This is a genomic window from Pontiella sulfatireligans (assembly GCF_900890705.1).
Taxonomy (GTDB): Bacteria; Verrucomicrobiota; Kiritimatiellia; order Kiritimatiellales; family Pontiellaceae; genus Pontiella; species Pontiella sulfatireligans.
In genome coordinates, this window is the sequence record NZ_CAAHFH010000002.1 from 1,954,740 (window position 1) to 1,971,768 (window position 17,029).

At 56.3% G+C, this 17,029-nt stretch carries 13 protein-coding genes; 2 read left to right on the forward strand and 11 right to left on the reverse strand.

Features of this window, described 5'->3' with window-relative positions; translation table 11 throughout:
• Nucleotides 1–26: 26 nt before the first annotated feature.
• Together SCARR_RS21070 and SCARR_RS21075 are read right to left on the reverse strand one after the other, a co-directional pair.
• Nucleotides 27–602 (reverse strand): peroxiredoxin, encoded by a 576-nt coding sequence (locus SCARR_RS21070; RefSeq protein ID WP_222846382.1) that lies wholly within the window; start codon nt 600–602, stop codon nt 27–29.
• Between the two features lie 166 nt (nt 603–768).
• A complete protein-coding gene (locus SCARR_RS21075) occupies nt 769–3,507 on the reverse strand; it encodes an intermembrane phospholipid transport protein YdbH family protein (RefSeq protein WP_168433502.1) in 2,739 nt (912 codons plus the stop codon).
• A gap of 357 nt (nt 3,508–3,864) precedes the next feature.
• On the opposite strand from SCARR_RS21075, the gene SCARR_RS21080 reads away from it, so the two are divergent.
• Together SCARR_RS21080 and mqo are read left to right on the forward strand one after the other, a co-directional pair.
• Nucleotides 3,865–5,469 (forward strand): PrsW family glutamic-type intramembrane protease, encoded by a 1,605-nt coding sequence (locus tag SCARR_RS21080; RefSeq protein WP_136063621.1) that lies wholly within the window; start codon nt 3,865–3,867, stop codon nt 5,467–5,469.
• Between the two features lie 56 nt (nt 5,470–5,525).
• Nucleotides 5,526–7,016 carry a malate dehydrogenase (quinone) gene (gene mqo / locus SCARR_RS21085; protein WP_136063622.1) on the forward strand — a complete coding sequence of 497 codons (1,491 nt, stop codon included), beginning with the start codon at nt 5,526–5,528 and terminating at the stop codon, nt 7,014–7,016.
• On the opposite strand, the gene SCARR_RS21090 is transcribed toward mqo, so the two are convergent.
• From SCARR_RS21090 to SCARR_RS21130, 9 genes are all read right to left on the reverse strand, one after another.
• The gene (locus SCARR_RS21090) at nt 7,013–7,723 is read right to left on the reverse strand and encodes a sulfite exporter TauE/SafE family protein (RefSeq protein ID WP_136063623.1); all 711 of its coding nucleotides are present in this window, start codon (nt 7,721–7,723) and stop codon (nt 7,013–7,015) included. The genes mqo and SCARR_RS21090 overlap by 4 nt on opposite strands.
• Nucleotides 7,724–7,868: 145 nt before the next feature.
• A complete protein-coding gene (locus tag SCARR_RS21095) occupies nt 7,869–8,198 on the reverse strand; it encodes a cupin domain-containing protein (protein WP_136063624.1) in 330 nt (109 codons plus the stop codon).
• Nucleotides 8,199–8,274: 76 nt separating this feature from the next.
• On the reverse strand, nt 8,275–9,069 hold the full coding sequence (locus tag SCARR_RS21100) for an ATP-binding protein (protein ID WP_136063625.1): 795 nt from the start codon (nt 9,067–9,069) through the stop codon (nt 8,275–8,277).
• Nucleotides 9,070–9,204: 135 nt separating this feature from the next.
• The gene (locus SCARR_RS21105) at nt 9,205–10,029 is read right to left on the reverse strand and encodes a DUF4405 domain-containing protein (RefSeq protein WP_136063626.1); all 825 of its coding nucleotides are present in this window, start codon (nt 10,027–10,029) and stop codon (nt 9,205–9,207) included.
• A 68-nt stretch (nt 10,030–10,097) separates the two neighbouring features.
• On the reverse strand, nt 10,098–11,321 hold the full coding sequence (locus tag SCARR_RS21110) for a hypothetical protein (protein WP_222846383.1): 1,224 nt from the start codon (nt 11,319–11,321) through the stop codon (nt 10,098–10,100).
• Nucleotides 11,322–11,462: 141 nt separating this feature from the next.
• Nucleotides 11,463–12,242 (reverse strand): outer membrane lipoprotein-sorting protein, encoded by a 780-nt coding sequence (locus SCARR_RS21115; protein WP_136063628.1) that lies wholly within the window; start codon nt 12,240–12,242, stop codon nt 11,463–11,465.
• 49 nt (nt 12,243–12,291) lie between these two features.
• Nucleotides 12,292–15,267, reverse strand: a complete 2,976-nt coding sequence (locus SCARR_RS21120) for an efflux RND transporter permease subunit (RefSeq protein WP_136063629.1) — start codon at nt 15,265–15,267, stop codon at nt 12,292–12,294.
• Between the two features lie 51 nt (nt 15,268–15,318).
• Entirely contained in the window at nt 15,319–15,783 is a 465-nt protein-coding gene (locus SCARR_RS21125) for a DUF302 domain-containing protein (protein ID WP_136063630.1), read from the reverse strand.
• 25 nt (nt 15,784–15,808) lie between these two features.
• Nucleotides 15,809–16,135: an ArsR/SmtB family transcription factor gene (locus tag SCARR_RS21130; RefSeq protein WP_168433503.1), complete on the reverse strand. Its 327-nt coding sequence runs from the start codon at nt 16,133–16,135 to the stop codon at nt 15,809–15,811.
• Between the last annotated feature and the right edge of the window lie 894 nt (nt 16,136–17,029).

Below are 17,029 nucleotides of genomic sequence, written 5' to 3' on the forward strand. Positions count from 1 at the left end.
AATTTTCCGCTTTCCTTCGATCGGTCCTATTCGGCCGGGCCCGCACCTTGCAAGACGGCCAGCTTGTTGAGGACGCGCTCCGCGTGCCCTTGCGGCAGGACTTCCGGGATGTAGTGGCGAATGATCCCTTCCGGATCAATAATCATGGTAACGCGGATCACACGGCCGTAATGCATTTTGCCAAAGGAACTGATGACCCATGCGCCATAGCTTTCCATCACCACATGATCCTCGTCGCTCAGGAGCGAAAGCTCGAGATTATGTTTATCGACGAAATCACAATGCGACTGGGCTGAGTCCTCGCTGATTCCGATGACCTCGGCGTTCATCGCGTGAAACCGGGGCAGCAGTTCGGTAAATTCTTTGGCCTCGATCGTGCATCCCGTTGTGTCATCCTTGGGGTAAAAGTAAAGAACCACCCACTTGCCGCGGAATTCGCTGAGCGTGACCGGCTTGTCGTTCTGGTCAGGGATGGAAAAGTCAGGCGCGGCCTTGCCGACCACCGGAGAGGTTTCGGCCGCCGCTTCTTCAATCTCCTGCTGCTGCATTTTAACATTGATATCGAGCGTCATGTGGACTGGTTCCACTTTAATCGGCTTCATATCCACTCGATGCGCGCAACCTAAAAAAGAACCCGTTGCCAAGACCGCTGCAGTAAAAAAAACATGTTTCATGATGCACCTCAATTTGTTTATGGATTCCAGCATGCTCTGATGGGCTGTTCAATCTTATTATGCCTTCAACTGCAGGTTCTTAATGATGTTGAGTTCAACGTTCCGACGGCTTCGCCATCTGCTTAAAATTCTGGCCGATCGCGGTTTTAATGATCATTAGTTTACGCAGGTTTTCATCAAATCCGGGAAACTCCAGAATGAGTTCTTCAAACTCCACAGGAACTCGCTGGTTCCTGCTATGGCCCCGTGTGGTTACCCGGGCGAGGATGCCGTCGGCCTGCCGGACAAAATCAATTTTGAACATGCTGTATTCAAAATTCCGCAATGCGCTGAGTATCTTGTCGTGAACGCCCTCGTCGATAGATTCCGGCAGCATTTTCTCAAATTGCTGCTCAAGCGCCTGCTGAACGATATTGGCCGTATTATTCTCTTCGAGTTTCCACGACCCTTCCCCGGAGGTTGAATAGAGGAACCCCTCTCCGATGGTGAAATCAGCCAGGTTCGAGCGGGAAACCCGCGCGGGAATCATCCCGTAGAGCGAGCCTTGGCCGGTTCCCGAAGCTCCAAATGCCAGGCCAAACAGCTGGCCGATATCCAGCCCGTTTGCGAATAACCTGACATCGAGGATGGGATGGTTTTGGTCGATCCGCAGTGCGCGGCTGTAGACCCGCCCGCCCAGACAGCCCCATTCCGCGCGTTCGATGAGAATCGCCGGCGGATCATCTTCGAGGCATAACGCAATAAGCCCGTTATGCAAAAGCAATTTGCCCAGCTTGAGGCTTTTGATTCTTATACGCTGGTTTCCCGGGGTGGAGATGGGCGAGAAGCCCGTGAAGGTCACCGACCCGTTGATCCCTTCTGCCTTTGCCCGGTAATGCGTGCTGGAGAGGGCCGCCCCCGAGGCCGCAAGGGTGATGCGCGGAACGAGGCGGCCTTGCTGCAGCTTCACATTGCCCTTCAGCGAGACGTCGCCGCTCACCGTCAAACCGGTTGACTCCGCCAGCCGCTTGACGGCCGCTTGTTCCTCCGCTATCCGGAAGCCCTCGCACGCAACCGAAAAGAATCCTGACGGATTAGTTTCCCCGAGGGTGATATATCCGTTCGCATGCAGCACGGCGTTTGGTTGAAGGGGCCATTCGAGCGAAACGGCGCCCTTGCGCTGCTTCAGGTTAAACGTGCCGGAAAGCGGTTTCAGTATCTCTTCATTCAGTGTAAGCAGGGCCTCGGATTGTGCGTTAAGCAGGGTTGCCGCATTCAATGCAAGCGTCGATTCAATGGCCGGGCCATCGACGCCGTCCTGATTTAACCGGGCATTCAGCACCGCCCCTTCCAGCGCAAGCAGCAATCCTGAAGAGCCCTCCCGCTGCTCCAGTCGGTCAAGCGCAAGGGTTCCGGCGGCCTCAACCGTCTCCGGACCTACACGGGTGTCGATGGAGAGTCGAACTCCATCCACTTTTGCCGGTAGGCTTTTCTTGCCTGCCCGCACCGTTGCGCCGTGGGACACGGCCTCCAGATGAACATGAGTGCTTGGCCCGTTTTCATCGAATACCGACTCAACCACGCTTCGGCCGTTCTTGGTCTGCAAGGTCATCCGCATGTTTTCAATCGTCAACGCGCCGAACCGGGCGGAACCGAACCCCAGCCAGCTGTCCGGCTGCAGAAAAAAGCTGCTCCGCGCATTCTTGAAACTTCCGCTCAGCCGAACCTCGCCCGAAAATTTTCGGAGCACTGCATTCGGTTTTATGCGCAACTTGCCGGGAGCAAACGCCACCAGCAGCTCGGGAACCTCAAAGTCAGGCACGGTGCTGCCGGGCGCTCGGGATAAATTCGTCAATAAGCGTCCGCTGATGTTCATTGCACCAAGCTGGGAGATGTCCAGCCCGTGGTCTGAAACCGCCCGCGACACGCTCTCCGGAGGATGGCCCTCAAATTCCCATGCCATGCTTACGAGGCGCTCCCCGGCATTTTTCGGCCATAATCCGGAAAGTTTTTTCAGCTGCCATTGCTCCCCGGCGGCCGAGCCCTCGAAGGCGAATCCCTCCGCCGTCTTCTCCACGCTGAAATCGAATTCGTCTGCATCGACTGGAAAACCAGCCAGAGCGGTTTTGAGCTGCCCGTTCCGGGCGGTCAACGCAAAGGCCAGTCCATTGTTTCCGGAGACCGAGCCCTCGAGCTTGAGGTCTGCCCGGCCGGCAAATCTTGCGGGAAGATCCGGCGCATCGGCCGGCAAAGCCGCCAGCAGCGCCCGCAGATCCACGGCCTTCTTCTCGATGCCGAAGGACAACGCCTTGTCTTCGCGGAGCATGGCGAATTGCAGCCGCAGTGGAACACCCTGCAGGTTTAGGTTCAGATCTCCTTCCAACCGGCCGGCGCCTGAGTTGACAATGGAGCCGTCGCAGGGGATATGGATGCGTTTGTTTTTCCATTCAACGGATAATATGCAGGCGTTCAGCTCGATGTGGTCAAATAGGGCTTCACCGCTTCCGGATTTCAGCTGTCTCGAACCCCCGAACTCAATCTTTCCATTCCGAACGCGCAACAGCAGCTGACCCCCAATGATCTGGGCTCGCTTCAGCTTTCCCTGCATCAGCGATCTGGGCGAATACTGGACGGCCATGGCCCCGATGACACCGCAGCACTCCTTGTCCAGCGTCACATTTGCGATGTCAGCCCCGCGCCAGGAGCAGCTGTGCACTTCCATCGTCGCATCCGGAAGGCCTATTTCATCTAATTTCGAAAGAATCATGCGCTCCACAATGCGAGGCAATACGACCACCTGGAAAAGCAGCAGCAGCACGACCAGTACAATGAACCGCAGAAAATGGGAAAGCATTATGACGGGTCGCCGCGTCATTGTTCCGCCCGCCCGATTATGCAGGGGTTTGCTCGCTTTCCAGTGCTTGGAAGCGCAGGCGGTAAAGAACGATTAAAAACGGTTCTATTCAATCTCAACGGATTTGCTCCTTATTCCTTTTATCCGCCCCACCCTTGGTTTTACATTGTACAGCAGGCCTGCATGAGCGGCGAGGAGTCTTTGCGATACAAATGAGGGAAGTGGACAGGAGTTGGATTCGTTGCTTTACGCTTCATGGTTGCTAGGGGAATAAAGGGCTGTCATGTTTGACGGCAGTCAACGCTGCCGTGCTTTCGAGGGTTGCGCAACTCGTACGGAAGCCCGGGTGGATAGAAAATGATGAACAAAAACAAACTATTTCATCTTACGAGGCAGGCGGGCTTTCTTCGGAAAAGCTCGCTGGCGCTTGCGGTCGTGCTGGTGGTTTTGGGCGTGGGCGTCAGTTTTCTAAACACGGGCCGGCTGGATGCCTATCAGGATGTATTCGCTCCAGAATATGTGGGTGAATATGATGAAGAGCTGGATGGATTTCTGCTGGAGGAATCAAATCAGAATGCGGTTGAGGCGGCCGTTGCCGCAATACTCAAGGCCGATGCGCCGTTTCATGAAAAACTGTTGGATATCCAATACCTGCTCTATTACGCGCCTCCCAGCAACGCCATTGAGATCCCCGCTGCCGGAAGCCTTTCTTCCACTAACCATGCCATTGCCGTGGCGTTCGTCGAAGCCTGCTCAAAGCCGAAGGATGCCGCCGCCCTCCAGCCCTTGGAGCTGCTGGCCGTCGCCGAGCCGCCTGCGCCCGACGCCAATTTTGCCCTCGCGCTAGCGTTCGAGAACCGGAAAAACGACCTTGCCGCGATCACGGCGCTGTATCGGGAAATTGATGGTCACGACAGCGCCCACGCCCGCGAGCGGTTGGTCACCACCTATCTGGATCTCGAAAAGTACGATGCCATTGAGGCGCTTGGGGCAGACCCTAAATATAAGGAATTCATAACGCCCTATGTAGTGCAGGAAATCGCACTCGACCGAATGGACTGGCCGGTCATCATTAAAACCCAAATCCCCGCCGCCTACGAAGGAACGAGCATGGCCATGCTGGCGCTCGCGCTGTTTTCGGGGCTGATCTGGGCCCTGATCCTGTTGCGCTTCAACGGGTCGCTCTCCATCAAGGCTGCCGTGGTGAAGCTGGCTGTTCCTGCGCTGCTGCTTGGAGCGCTGTCCACGCATGGTACGTTGCTGGTGATCTACTGGCAGGAACATCAGCTTGGTTTTGTGATGGGCAATGAGATGGCGCAGCAGCTCATCTACTGCATCGGCGGCATCGGCCTGCGCGAAGAACTGATGAAGCTGCTCTTTTTCGTCCCGCTCATTCCTTTCCTGCTGAAACGCACCGATCTGGAAATCCTGACGATTGCCGGCCTGGTCGGTCTCGGGTTTGCCATTGAGGAAAACATTAACTATTTCGAACATTCGGCCGGGCTCAGTGCACTGGGCCGTTTCGCGACCGCCAATTTTTTGCATATTGCGCTCACGGCCATGTGCGGCCTCACGCTCACCCGCGCTGTTGCGCATAGAGCCGAAAACGTGCTTCAGGCGCTGGTCACCTTTGGCATGGCGGTGATGATTCACGGGCTGTACGACGCCTTCATCATGGTGCCGGCGCTGGAGGATTATTCGTTTCTGACCTATACCGTGTTCGTGCTGATGGGCTACCAGTATTTCGGATGGCTCCGGCATTTGCGCGACGAATGGAAAGACCCCGTCAGCATCACCTCGATCTTCACGCTCGGCATCATTCTGCTGACCGGCCTCTCGTTTGGTCTTTTCGCCTGGCAGGCCGGCCCCGCCAACGCTTTCCAGGCCGTCGGCAACGAAGTCATCGGCGTCGCCATCATTCTGCTTCTCTTCTACCGCGAAATCCCCGAAACCATCCAATAAGCGGAATGCACGCAAACAGTTGACTTGCTTCCAGCACTTCCCCTATTCATATACCTATGAAAAACGATCATGATTCAGACCCAATTTTGGAAGCCCCTGATGTTGTCTTGATTGGCGCCGGCATCATGAGTGCAACGCTGGGCATGATGCTTAAGCAGCTGAACCCCGCGCTGACGATTCAGATTATCGAAGGGCTGCCTCAGGTCGCGCAGGAAAGCTCCAACGCCTGGAATAATGCCGGCACCGGCCACGCGGCGCTCTGCGAACTGAACTATACGCCGGAAGGCGCTGACGGTGAAATCGACATTTCCAAGGCGGCAAGAATCAACGAACAGTTCGAAACCTCGAAGCATTTCTGGGGCTATCTGGTGGAGCAGGGAATCATCACGGAACCCTCCGCCTTTGTCCGCCCCTGTCCGCACATGAGCTTTGTCTGGGGGGCGGCGAACCAGGATTTTCTTCGCAAACGCCATGCCGCTATGACGAAAAGCCACCTGTTCGAAACGATGAAGTTTACGACGGACGCCGCGATCATTGAGCAGTGGGCGCCTCTGCTGACGCAAGGGCGGCCATCCGGCGAAGCGCTGGCCGGAACGCGTGTCGAAGCCGGTACAGACGTAAACTATGGCGCGCTGACCCGCCATCTCATCGACCATTTGGTTTCGCTTGATGGAGTTCAGCTGGCTCTCGACACTCAGGTCACGAATATCGTTCGGGAAAAGGGCGGTCGTTGGAAGATCGTGTTCGGAGGCCACGAAGCGGTTTCCGCGGGATTTGTATTTATCGGCGGGGGGGGCGGTGCGCTGCCGTTGCTGCAGAAGTCGGGCATTCCCGAAGGTAAAGGCTTTGGCGGGTTCCCCGTGAGCGGCCAGTTTTTGGTCTGCAAAAATCCGGAGATTGTGGGAAAGCATGGCGTAAAAGTGTACGGCAAAGCCGCGGTCGGCGCCCCGCCGATGTCGGTGCCGCATCTGGATACGCGCATCATTAACGGGAATAAATCCCTCCTCTTTGGACCCTATGCCGGCTTTTCCCCAAAATATTTGAAGACCGGATCCAATCTCGACCTATTTAAATCGGTGAAGCCCGACAACCTGTTGCCGATGCTCGCAGCGGGGCGCGACAACATGCCGCTGACCCAGTACTTGATCAACGAATGCCGCAAGAGCCATGAAGGCCGGTGCAATATGCTCCGCGAATTTTTTCCGGATGCCAAAGACGAAGACTGGAAGCTCATCACTGCCGGACAGCGGGTGCAGATCATCAAAAAGGATCCGCGGCGAACCGGGGTCTTGCAGTTCGGCACCGAAGTGGTGGCGTCTGGCGACGGATCGCTCGCCACGGTTTTAGGTGCGTCCCCCGGAGCATCTACGGCGACCTCCATCATTCTCCAGGTGTTGGAACAATGTTTTCCGGCCGAAATGGCGTCCGAAGATTGGAAAAAACAGCTGGCGGAAATGGTTCCCGCCTTTGGAATCAATCTCGCGGAAGACCCGGCGGCCTACACCGCGCTCGGCGCCAAGGCCCAGACGCATCTAAAGCTTGGTTAAAGCCCGAGAAACTGGATCGCAAGGCCGGATACGCAGACCGCAAAGCCGGCAAGCGCGTGGGTGAAGCGTTCTGCGGTTCCAAGCTTTACAAAGCTGACGCCCCAGCTTGAAACCAGCACCACGGCCATCATTGTTCCAATGGTTGTGAGCGCAAATACGCCCGCCACCACCAGCACGCCTTTGATGCTGTGCTCCGCCGCCGGATACATGATCAGCGGGATGAGCGGTTCGCAGGGGCCGAGCACAAAAATGGTGAACAGCACCCACGGCGTGACGCTGCGCGCCTTGACGTTGTGCGGGTGCGCGTGTTCGTTCGAGTGCGAATGCTCATGGGCATGCACCACGTTGCCGGAATGCAAATGCGCATGGGTGTGCGGCTTGTTCTTGATGGCGCGGTGGATTCCCCAGACGCAGTAGGTGAACCCGAAAACAATCAGCGCCTGCGCCGCCAGGTTGCCGCGCAACGCCTCGAACGCCTCCAGTCGGCCAACGGCCAGCCCGAGCGCTACGCCGATCAGCCCCAGAACCACCGACCCGAGAACATGGCCAAGCCCGCACAAGAAAGTGATGCCCATTGTCTTCGCCAGCGACCAGCTTCGCGCCTTGCCCATCACGATGAAGGGCAGATAGTGGTCGGGGCCAAACAGCGTGTGGAAAAAGCCGATGGTGGCGGCGGTCGCGGCTAGGATGGCAATGGGTTCGTTCATGGACGAGGCTTCAAATTAATGTTGAAAGCTTAGTCCGTTAAGACGCAAAGTCCATTACAAATTACTGCTACAGAATCTTTACCACGGAGCACGGAAAGCCAGAGACTTCTTAATCTCAGTGCTCCGTAGTGGAAAATCCGGTGGTTTAGGTTTCCGAGCGGATCATGGTCAGCAGCATCTTAAACGGCTGTTCGGCCGCTTGGACGTCATGCGTAATATTGGCAGGCATGATGATCATCTCGCCTTCCTTTACGGTCTGCATTGCACCGTCGATGATGAATGCGCCTTCGCCTTCGACCACCTGCACCACGGCGTCGAACGGCGAGGTGTGCTCGCTCAGCCCTTGGCCGGTGTCGAACGAGAAGAGGGTGATGTTTCCGGTATCCTTTTTGAGCAGGATTTTGCTGATCACCGCGCCGTCGGCGTAGGTGATCTCTTCTTTAAGGTTCAGGGGTTTGCCTTTGTTGTCGCTCATGGTTTTTCTCCAGTTAAGAAGGGTTGAAGGGTTAAAAAGGTGGCTCTTAAATTATGCAACTCTGGAACTTTTCAACTTAGCCTGCCAGTTGCTTGGTGCCGAGCAGTTCGCCATCGAGGCCGATGGTGACTTCTTCAACGATCAGGTCGGTGCGCCCGCTGGCGTTGTACGCCTGCTGGGTGATGGCGGTCAGGCCGCCGCAGCAGGGCACCGACATGCGGACAATGATCACTTTCGGAATATTGTTCCCCGCCATGATGCCAGCGAGCTTTTCAACATAGCCTTCGGTTTTGTCGAGTTTCGGGCAAGCGACGACGAGTGAGCGGCCACGGACAAAGCGCCAATGCACATCCGGAGAGGCCACGGGCGAGCAGGTGCTCAGCACCACCAGCTCTTTGCCGTCGAAGAACGGCGCGGTCGGCGGAACGAGGTGCAGCTGGATCGGCCACTGGTCGAGGTCGGACTTAATGACCTGTCCGGAAGCGGGTTCCGCTGGTGCCTGGTGCCTAGTGCTTGCTGCTTGGTTCCCGAAACGCAGCTGCATACCGGGGCATCCGCCACCCGCTGGTTTCTGTTTGGCTTCGTGTACTTCCGCCGCATCGAGCATCTTGTTCACCGCTTCTTCTCCGCCGAGATTGCGCACGTGTTCGATGGTGGCTTCTTCGTTGAAGGCGGCGGCTTCGCGCTCAACAATCTGCAGGGCGCCGGTCGGGCAGGTGCCGATGCAGTCGCCGAATCCGTCGCAGAAATCCTCTTTCACCATTTTAGCTTTTCCGTCCACCAGCTGCAGCGCGCCTTCGGCGCAGCCGACGATGCATTCGCCGCATCCGTTGCAAAGCGCTTCGTCAATTTCAATAATCTTCCGTTTCATGGTTGCTCCTTTTCTTAAATTGTTGGACGCAGTATGCCCTAAACGAAAAAGCGTTCCTTGACCGGAGTCAAGAAACGTCTTTTTCGTGCATTTTTTCGCGAGGAAGAAGTTCCAATAGGCGAAAATAGCGCCGGTTTACTCCTGCAGCTGCCGGATGGCCTCGTAGATCGCATGCGGATCCGTGTCGCTCTTTTCGGCGATTTCTTTCATCGATTCCCCGGAGGAGGCTTCAATGCCGAGGCCTTTTAGGCCGTCACTGATGCTTTGGGCATCGAGCCCGAATTCGGAGCAAACGCTCTCCAGCGTCTTGCGGCCGAAGCCCATGCCGGGGCTCATTGCCATTTCTTTCACTTTGCCTTTAACGGGGGCCGGTTTGATGATCATGTACACTTGCTGCGGGGTCATGGCATTGGCTTTGGAAATTTCGGCCAGCGTGGCTGTGGCGGAAACAGATTGGAGCTTGGCCTTTTCGAGCTTCTTCAGCGCGTCTTTCAGATCGAGGCCGGTGCGCTGGCAGAACGTTTTCAGCGGAGAGGCTTCGGCGTGGCCATAGGGCGGCTCGCCGTATTCTTCCGCGGCGGCTTCCTTGAGCGACTCATTGAAGGTTTGCACGGCGTTGATCGGCGGAATTTCAAAAAGCGTGAAGCCCGCGATCACCAGCGTAATGATCAGCGCCACGTTGAAGTCGGCCGTGAATACCTTGAGCTTCTTGGCTTTGTTTTTCATGTAGGCCACGATCGGCCCCCAGTTGAGGATCGTGTGGATCAGGCCGGCAATGATGAACAGGAAGCCGAGGTTGGTGTGCAGCGCCCCCCATTGCTCTTTGCCGAGGCCGCCGATTTTCCAGTTGGCCCAAAAGGCGATTTTTCCCTGCGGCGTTATGTACAGGATGATGCTGGTGGCCAGCAGCAGAATGAACGAGAGCAGGGTGGTGAGCGATGTGATTTTTCTGAGTTTCATTGAGAGTTCCTTTCAATTGGTTTCTAAGCATACAACAGCCGGCGGAATTAGGTCACATCAGGAATGGATTAAAAGCTGCAGCGTACGCCGAGGTTGACGTTGCTGTCGTCTTTGAACTGGCCGAAGAAGGTATAATCGTCCTTCCCGACAAAAATATTGGCATTGGCCGTCACCATCCAATGGTCGGAAATCTTATAGGTGGCGACGGGGCGGAAATAGGCATCGTTGTCGCTTGGCGAATAGAAGGTGAAGAGGCTCAGCGTCAGGTTTTGGTTCAGCAGCATCTGGGTTAGGCGCAGCGTCAGCACGTGGCGCAGCTCGTCGCGCGCGGTGGAGCGATCGGGCACGCCGTCTTTGTAGCCGTCGTAGTCCATCATCCATTCCACGTAGTACTGCATGCCTGCGGAAAGGTTTTTTGCCACTTCGCGCTCGTAGCCGGTCAGAAAGCGCGCTTCGGAATTGGGAACCAGCGGGTCGTCGCCGCCGCGGTCTTCGCGCGAGTCGTAGTAGCCGGCTTCGACGTTGAAGAGGCCGCGGCCGAGCGCGCCCTTTGCACTGGCGCCGTAGACGTTGAGCTGCGGGAAATAATAGTTTGCATCGTCGGCATCGTAGCCTGTTGGGCTTTTCCAGTATCCGGAATAGAGGTAGAGCGCGGCTTCATAGCCTTTCACGTCGCGGTAGTAGCGCGCCGCGATTTCGTCGTCCTTGAACCACGCGTCGCGCCGCTCGGCATCGATGACGGCATTTTGGCCGGCAATGCTTTGCGTCAGGGGGTTCCAATACGAAATGCGCCGGCCGTCGACGTAGCGGTCGGCATCGAAGCGCGGCGTGTAGGCGAGGTCGATGTTTCCAAAGCTTGGAAACAGGCTGGCATAGACCGCGTCCGACGGGGCTTTCAGGTATTCCACATCGCGCCCCAGCAGGAACGAGTTCCAATCCTTGGGAAACAGATCGTTGATAAACAGCAGGTCGCCCGTGCCCCAAGTCAGGATCTGGCGCCCAACTTTCATGTCCGCCCAAGCGACGGGGGTGAACAGCGCGTTGAGCTCGCGCAGGTCAACAAAGCCGTCGCCGTTTTCCAGATCCACCTTGCCCCGGTCGTCGGCGAGGTCGTCGTAGACAAAATCGCCCCGAGCGTTGAACTCGCCCCAGTCGAAATAGGTCTTTGAGTCGAGCTGGAGACGCAGCTCCGACAGGCTGCGGTCGTCTTCATGGGGATCGTTCTGCGTCCGCACCCCCGCGCGGCCGTCCACAAAACCGTGGAGTTCGGTATCAAGGGCGAAACTTGACACGGGCAATAAGCCGATCAATAGAGAGTTAAACACTCGCTTCGCTAAAGAACACGAAGGGCACGAAGCTGTTCTAACGGACCTTCTTAATTTCATGGAGAAACCTTTCTTTGTGTTCTTCGTGTCTTAGTGTTTAAATTTCCGTTAGCGCGTGACTTCACGGGGAGGGCGGCGGAGAAAGCGTTCGGTGAAGATGTTTTCCTTGAGGCCGATGTCGTATTTGACGTTGGTGAAGGTGTTGACGGTGGAGCCGCCGGTGTTGAGATCCTTTACGACGGATTCCGTGACGGTCGGGAAGCCTTGGAACGTTTCAATCTGGGTGGCTTCGACGGTGCGGTAGAGCTTGCCGTTCTTGTCGTAGTATTCCGCCTTGCGCGGCAGGAAGGTGTCTTTGTCGATCCGCACGGTATAGGCCGAAAATTCCACGTCGCCGGGCATTTTCGGAGTGTTTTTGACGACATATTGGGTGTCGGTGGTTTCAATCAGCTCGTGTGCGTCCTCCTTCAGGCTGCGGCCGGAGACATCTTCGTAGACAAAATCGGAGCCGACAAACGAGGTGCGCTTGTCGCCCGGGGCGATGCTGCGCTTGAGGTTGAGCGCGGGGAGCCACATCCAGCGGCTGTCCTCCTTGCCTTCATCGACTTCCTTCCAGACGAGGAAGACCTGCTTGTAGAGGTCGGCGGGCTCTTTGAAGTAGACATAAAACTTTTGGCTGCCGCCGGCGGTGTTCATCCGGAGCAGCGCAAACTTGCGGGTGCGCGCACTGCCGCTCTTGTCGATAATGCTCATCTCGACTTCGGCGCGTCCGTCGCTTCCGGCGTAGTAGGCCGCTTCGTTGGCCTTGTTCACGATTTCATCCACAGATAGTTCTGCAAACGCTCCAAACGCACTTGCCGCCAACATTGCTGCAATTAACTTTTTCATTTTTGGTTCTCCGTATTAAACACTCGCTTCGCTTAAGGCGCGAAGTCCACTAAGCCTCTTCCTTTGTGCCCTTGGTGCCTTCGTGTTTGAATAAATATTTTTGAAGTCCAGTGATGAGCGCCGCGAGGATGAAGAGGGTGCCGAGCCATGAGACGGCCATGATGGTGGCGAGGAAGAAGCCGACGGTCTTGTAGGGCATCAGCGGTGCAAACAACAGCGGCGTGAAGCCGATGGAAATGATGATCGCATTGCGACTGATCGCCATGGCCGGCTCTTGGAACATGTGCGGAACGGCCTCTTTCCATCCGCCGAATTTCTTCGTCAGCTCCCGTGCGCGTTCGAGGAAGTGGATGGCAAAATCGACGCTTAAGCCCAGCGTCAGCGACGAGAGGATGGCGACGGGCATGTCGTAGTCCTTGCCGACCCAGCCGATCAGGCCGTAGATGAAGGTGATCGTGACGCTGAGCGGGATCATGGCGAGCAGGCCGTAGAGGGGCGAGCGGAACAGCACCATCATCATGATCAGCACTACCACGAAACTGCTCAGCAGCGAATTCATCATGCCGGCCACCATTTTGTCCTGCCAAACGACGTTGAGGTAGGTCAGTCCCGCCCAGCCGACATCGAGCTCGGTGGGCGCCGGGTTTTCGGCCATCCAGCCTTCGACTTGATCGACCACGGCCTGCATGTCGGTGTTGTCGCCGCTCTTAAGCTGGATCCAGAGGTTCACCTCGTTGTAATCCTTGGTGATCAGATGGAACAGGCTGTCCTTTTTCTTCATGCCTTCGAGCTGGGTGAACACCTGAGCGACCGCGGACGGAGTGGGGGGAATGCTGTAGAACGCGTCGTTCCGCTCCGGCGAGCCTTCGGCGGCAAAGTTAAGCTCGTAGTTGGCTTTTTTCAGCGCGTCGAGCGCCGAGCTGGTTTTTCCAATGTTTGGAACGCCTGCGAGGAAAGCTTGCAGCCGCTCGACGTAGGCTAGCATTTCCGGCTTCTTGAAGGCGGGGGCTCCGGCATCGGCGCGGGCTTCGAAGAGGAAGTCGGTGAAGGAGAGCGCCGCATATTCGTCGATGATATCCAGCGCCTGGTTCTGCAGCGCCGCGCCTTCCAGAGATTGGAACTCCTGCATGTGTTCGGCGAAGGCGCCGCGGGTTGCTTCGTCGCCGATGCCGGCCATGGCGGCGGCGAGCTTGGCGTAGGTGAGGCCTTCGGGGTCGAGATAGTTGATTTCGTCGCCCAGCGCGTTCCATGGGCCGTTGACCATTTCATCGAGCCCCTTTGCCTCTTCGACCAAATCGACAAAACAGCGGTCGATGTCGGCGTTTTCCAAGGCTTGGAATTGGGTGTTGGCCTCGTCGAGGAGCTGCAGGAAGATTTGCGAGGCCTCCGGCAAGGTGCCGCTGAAGCGCTCAATGGCGGCGTTGCGCATCATATGGATTCGTTCGGCGCAAGTCGGCGGGCGGATCAGCTCGGGTTTGAGGGTGAGGTAGGCGGTGTAGGTGCCGGCGAAGTGGTCGTTAAGCACGCGGTCGGCCACGCGGATGCGGTGGTGCTGCGTGAACCATTTGATGGGGTTGTCGTTCACCTTTATTTTCGAGATGCCGACGGCGGAGATGGCGACAACGACCATGGTGAAGGCGAGGATCAGCTTCCAGCGGGCATAGGAAAATCCGCCCAGCCATGTGAGCATGTGGTCGAGCCGGGAGGGCTTGGTTTCGCAGATCTCCTGATCTTGGACCTGGCAGACGCCTTCGAGCGATTTTTTGCGGACAAAGAGCATGATGTAGGCCGGCACGAAGGTCATGGTCAGCAGCCACGCCAAGGCGACGCCAAAGGCGACGTGCAGGCCGAAGACGCGCACGGGCGGGATCGGCGTGGTGGCGAGCGACGCAAAGCCGGCGATGGTCGTGAGCGAGGTGTAGAGCATGGGCTTGAAGAGGCGCCCGACCACATGCTTGATGGTTTTCGCTTTGTCTTGGAAGCGGTGGTAGGTGTCGAAAAACTCGCTGAGGATATGCACCGAGTCGGCGACGGCGATCGGCATCAGGAAAATGGCAATCATGGAGCTCATGATATGCACATCGAAGCCGAGGCCGATCAGCAGCCCCATGGTGGCGACGACGCTGACGATGGCCACGAGCATCGGGGCAATGATCAGCGAGACGCGGCGGAAAAAGAAGAGCAGCAGCAGGAAGATCGCCAGCCCGGCCAGCGGGGCGGAGGTGGCCATCTGCACGAGCATCTCGACGCCGAAGGTGTCCTGTGCAACAGGCTGGCCGGTAATGTAGACCTGGTCGTCTCCGCTCCAGTCTTCGGTCAGCTTTTCGACGAGGTTGGCGACGTTGTAGGAGTAGGTTTTTTCGGTGATGGGAATATAGAGGGCGATCGCCTTTCCGTCCTCGGCAACGAGAGTGCCCTTGTAGAGCGGGTTGTTCATCGCGTCGTTGCGGATCGTCAGCGCCTCCTCGCGGGTGGTCGGCGCGTCCTCCATCAAATATTCAATGGCGAGCTGCCCGTGGTCGGCCTGCTTGATGTTGTCGACCACGCTCGGGCTGATGATTTCCTGCGCGATGATGGCCGAGTTGCCTTTGTTGTCGAACAGCCAGTTGACATCGTTGCCGAATACATTCGAGAGCGCGCGGTTCCAGGCGCTGGACGATTCCAGCCCGGGCGCAAAGGGCTGCCCGTCGCGGACGACCTCGGGCAGGCCCGCGGCATTCTGCCGCAGGCTGATCAGCTCCTTGGTGAGCGCGTCGATGCGCCCGAGCGTTTCGACATTGAAGATGCCGTCTTCGTGCGCCTCGTTCACGATGCCGACGATAACGAAGTCGTAGAGGTTGTACTGCGCCTTCACCCGGGTGTGGAAAACGCGCACCTGCTCGTCGTCCGCCAGCATGTTTTCCGGGTCGTTGTCGAAACTAACCTTTGGGAACTGCGAACCGAACAGTACCGTGATGACCACGGCCGCGAGGATGATGATCCACGGAAACCGGACGCTGAACGTCGTCATTTTCAAGCGCTTCATAGTCTATTCCTTCCCAGATGTTTTATTTATGTATCCGACGATCCGTTTTGGTTATTCAAGAAAAGCAGTAAACGCAGCGGCTTCCCGGGCAACCGGCCCCGCCATGACTTCGGCAACGGTTCCGCCGAACATGCGGCCCATCATGCCGGCATTCATGGTTGAAACATAGGTCTTCCCGTCTGTCTTGTCGTAGACCGCGATCGAGCAGGGCATCATGACGGCAACGAACATGGCGTCGTCGTCGGTCAGAATGGCGGCCGCGTGGTTCGGTTCGCAGATTTTAACCACGGTAACGCGCCCGATTTCCTGGCCGAGCTTGGCCAGGCTTTTCTGCATGTTCATGGTTCGCGAGATTTCCCAGCCTCCGTTGGTTACGGCGCTCTCTATTCGTTGGACGGTTTCGTCGTGCCCATAGGGGCTGGCCTTTTCAATAAGCATCATTTTAGGCATCGCCGTAAACAGAATGATTCCCAGCAGCATGGCTCCGGCAAAGATTCCAATTCCGATTTTCTTCATTTTATGTCTCCTGTTTGGTTCCCGTTTAAATGTTGCAGCAATGGCAAATACAGTTCAGCAGGGCGATGGGGCGGTTGTCGGCAACCGAATACCAGACCTTTTTGCCTCGCCGTTCGGTTTTAAGCAGTCCAACCCGCCGCATGTGGTTCAAGTGCTGCGAGGTCGCCGACTGGGCGATCTTCAGATACTTGGCGATTTCGCAAACCGGCAGCTCGCCCGCCGTATGGAGTGCATCGATAATCCGCAGCCGATCCGGATGCGCCAGCGTCCGCAGCATTTCGGCCGCGTGGCTGACGGCTTCCGCCGGCATTTTTTCGAGCGCGCAGTTGAGTTCCTTGGCTTTCATGGGCATAAACATATTCAAATATATGAATATGTCAATGGGTAAAAACATGAAAATGTTCTAATGTGTGGTAGAAGGGAATTCGGGGCGTGGAAAGAAGGGCGTGGTGCGTTTCTCGACTTGGAGGGTGCACTCCTTTAGAGAAGCACGCGCTTACATGCCCTTTTCAGGCCAAAGCGATCCCCCTCAACATGCCATGCTGAATGATTATCAAGAACGGCTACCAAGAAAATAAAACCCGTTTTTATGAGCAATACGCATCAGGTAACTGTTTTTTTTGGGCGGTAACTATTTTTTCAGGGCGAGAACGGTTTGTGGCCGTGTCGTCAGCCAAATGATTTGACCAGCTTAATGGAGAACCACCCAGACCATTCAAAGAGAGTGTTCTTGCTGTCAAAATTTAGACACAAAAGAGGTATATACCCTGTAAATACGGGGATTTCGTAAGAAGCCCCTGGATTAGGGGAGCTTAATCGAAAATCCATTATTTATCCCACACGCCCGTCCGTAATTGTTTTTTTTGGCGCATAATCATTTTTTGGCAGTAGGGAACTATTTGGGAGAGATCCTTCAACTGGGCCAAGCGACACCCCCCGGAACCGCCTAAATTAGGCAGTTTTCTTGGCTCTCCGTTAATTTTTATGGAGAACGTAGGTTTTCGACCGGATAACAGGATCATCGGGATGACTCTACTATGAAGGCCGCTCTATCCTGTCGACCTTCCAGTTCCCCCTTCAATCCCTCCTGGCGATACGGGCAAGTCATTGTAAGGAAACACATTAAAAGCCATTCTCCTGCTGATATACAGGATTTGATCCGGTTCATCCTGTTATCCCGTCAAAAAGATTTCTCCGATTTCTCCACCACAAAATTCCACGAAGAACCGTTTTCTTGGGAGAGATC

Excerpts from the sequence above, each read along its gene's own strand:
- SCARR_RS21115 (WP_136063628.1), bottom strand. The coding sequence starts at position 12,242 with ATGAAAAAGTTAATTGCAGCAATGTTGGCGGCAAGTGCGTTTGGAGCG.
- SCARR_RS21120 (WP_136063629.1), bottom strand. The coding sequence starts at position 15,267 with ATGAAGCGCTTGAAAATGACGACGTTCAGCGTCCGGTTTCCGTGGATC.
- SCARR_RS21075 (WP_168433502.1), bottom strand. The coding sequence starts at position 3,507 with ATGCTTTCCCATTTTCTGCGGTTCATTGTACTGGTCGTGCTGCTGCTG.
- SCARR_RS21070 (WP_222846382.1), bottom strand. The coding sequence starts at position 602 with ATGAAGCCGATTAAAGTGGAACCAGTCCACATGACGCTCGATATCAAT.
- SCARR_RS21130 (WP_168433503.1), bottom strand. The coding sequence starts at position 16,135 with ATGCCCATGAAAGCCAAGGAACTCAACTGCGCGCTCGAAAAAATGCCG.
- SCARR_RS21090 (WP_136063623.1), bottom strand. The coding sequence starts at position 7,723 with ATGAACGAACCCATTGCCATCCTAGCCGCGACCGCCGCCACCATCGGC.
- SCARR_RS21100 (WP_136063625.1), bottom strand. The coding sequence starts at position 9,069 with ATGAAACGGAAGATTATTGAAATTGACGAAGCGCTTTGCAACGGATGC.
- mqo (WP_136063622.1), top strand. The coding sequence starts at position 5,526 with ATGAAAAACGATCATGATTCAGACCCAATTTTGGAAGCCCCTGATGTT.
- SCARR_RS21105 (WP_136063626.1), bottom strand. The coding sequence starts at position 10,029 with ATGAAACTCAGAAAAATCACATCGCTCACCACCCTGCTCTCGTTCATT.
- SCARR_RS21080 (WP_136063621.1), top strand. The coding sequence starts at position 3,865 with ATGATGAACAAAAACAAACTATTTCATCTTACGAGGCAGGCGGGCTTT.
- SCARR_RS21095 (WP_136063624.1), bottom strand. The coding sequence starts at position 8,198 with ATGAGCGACAACAAAGGCAAACCCCTGAACCTTAAAGAAGAGATCACC.
- SCARR_RS21125 (WP_136063630.1), bottom strand. The coding sequence starts at position 15,783 with ATGAAGAAAATCGGAATTGGAATCTTTGCCGGAGCCATGCTGCTGGGA.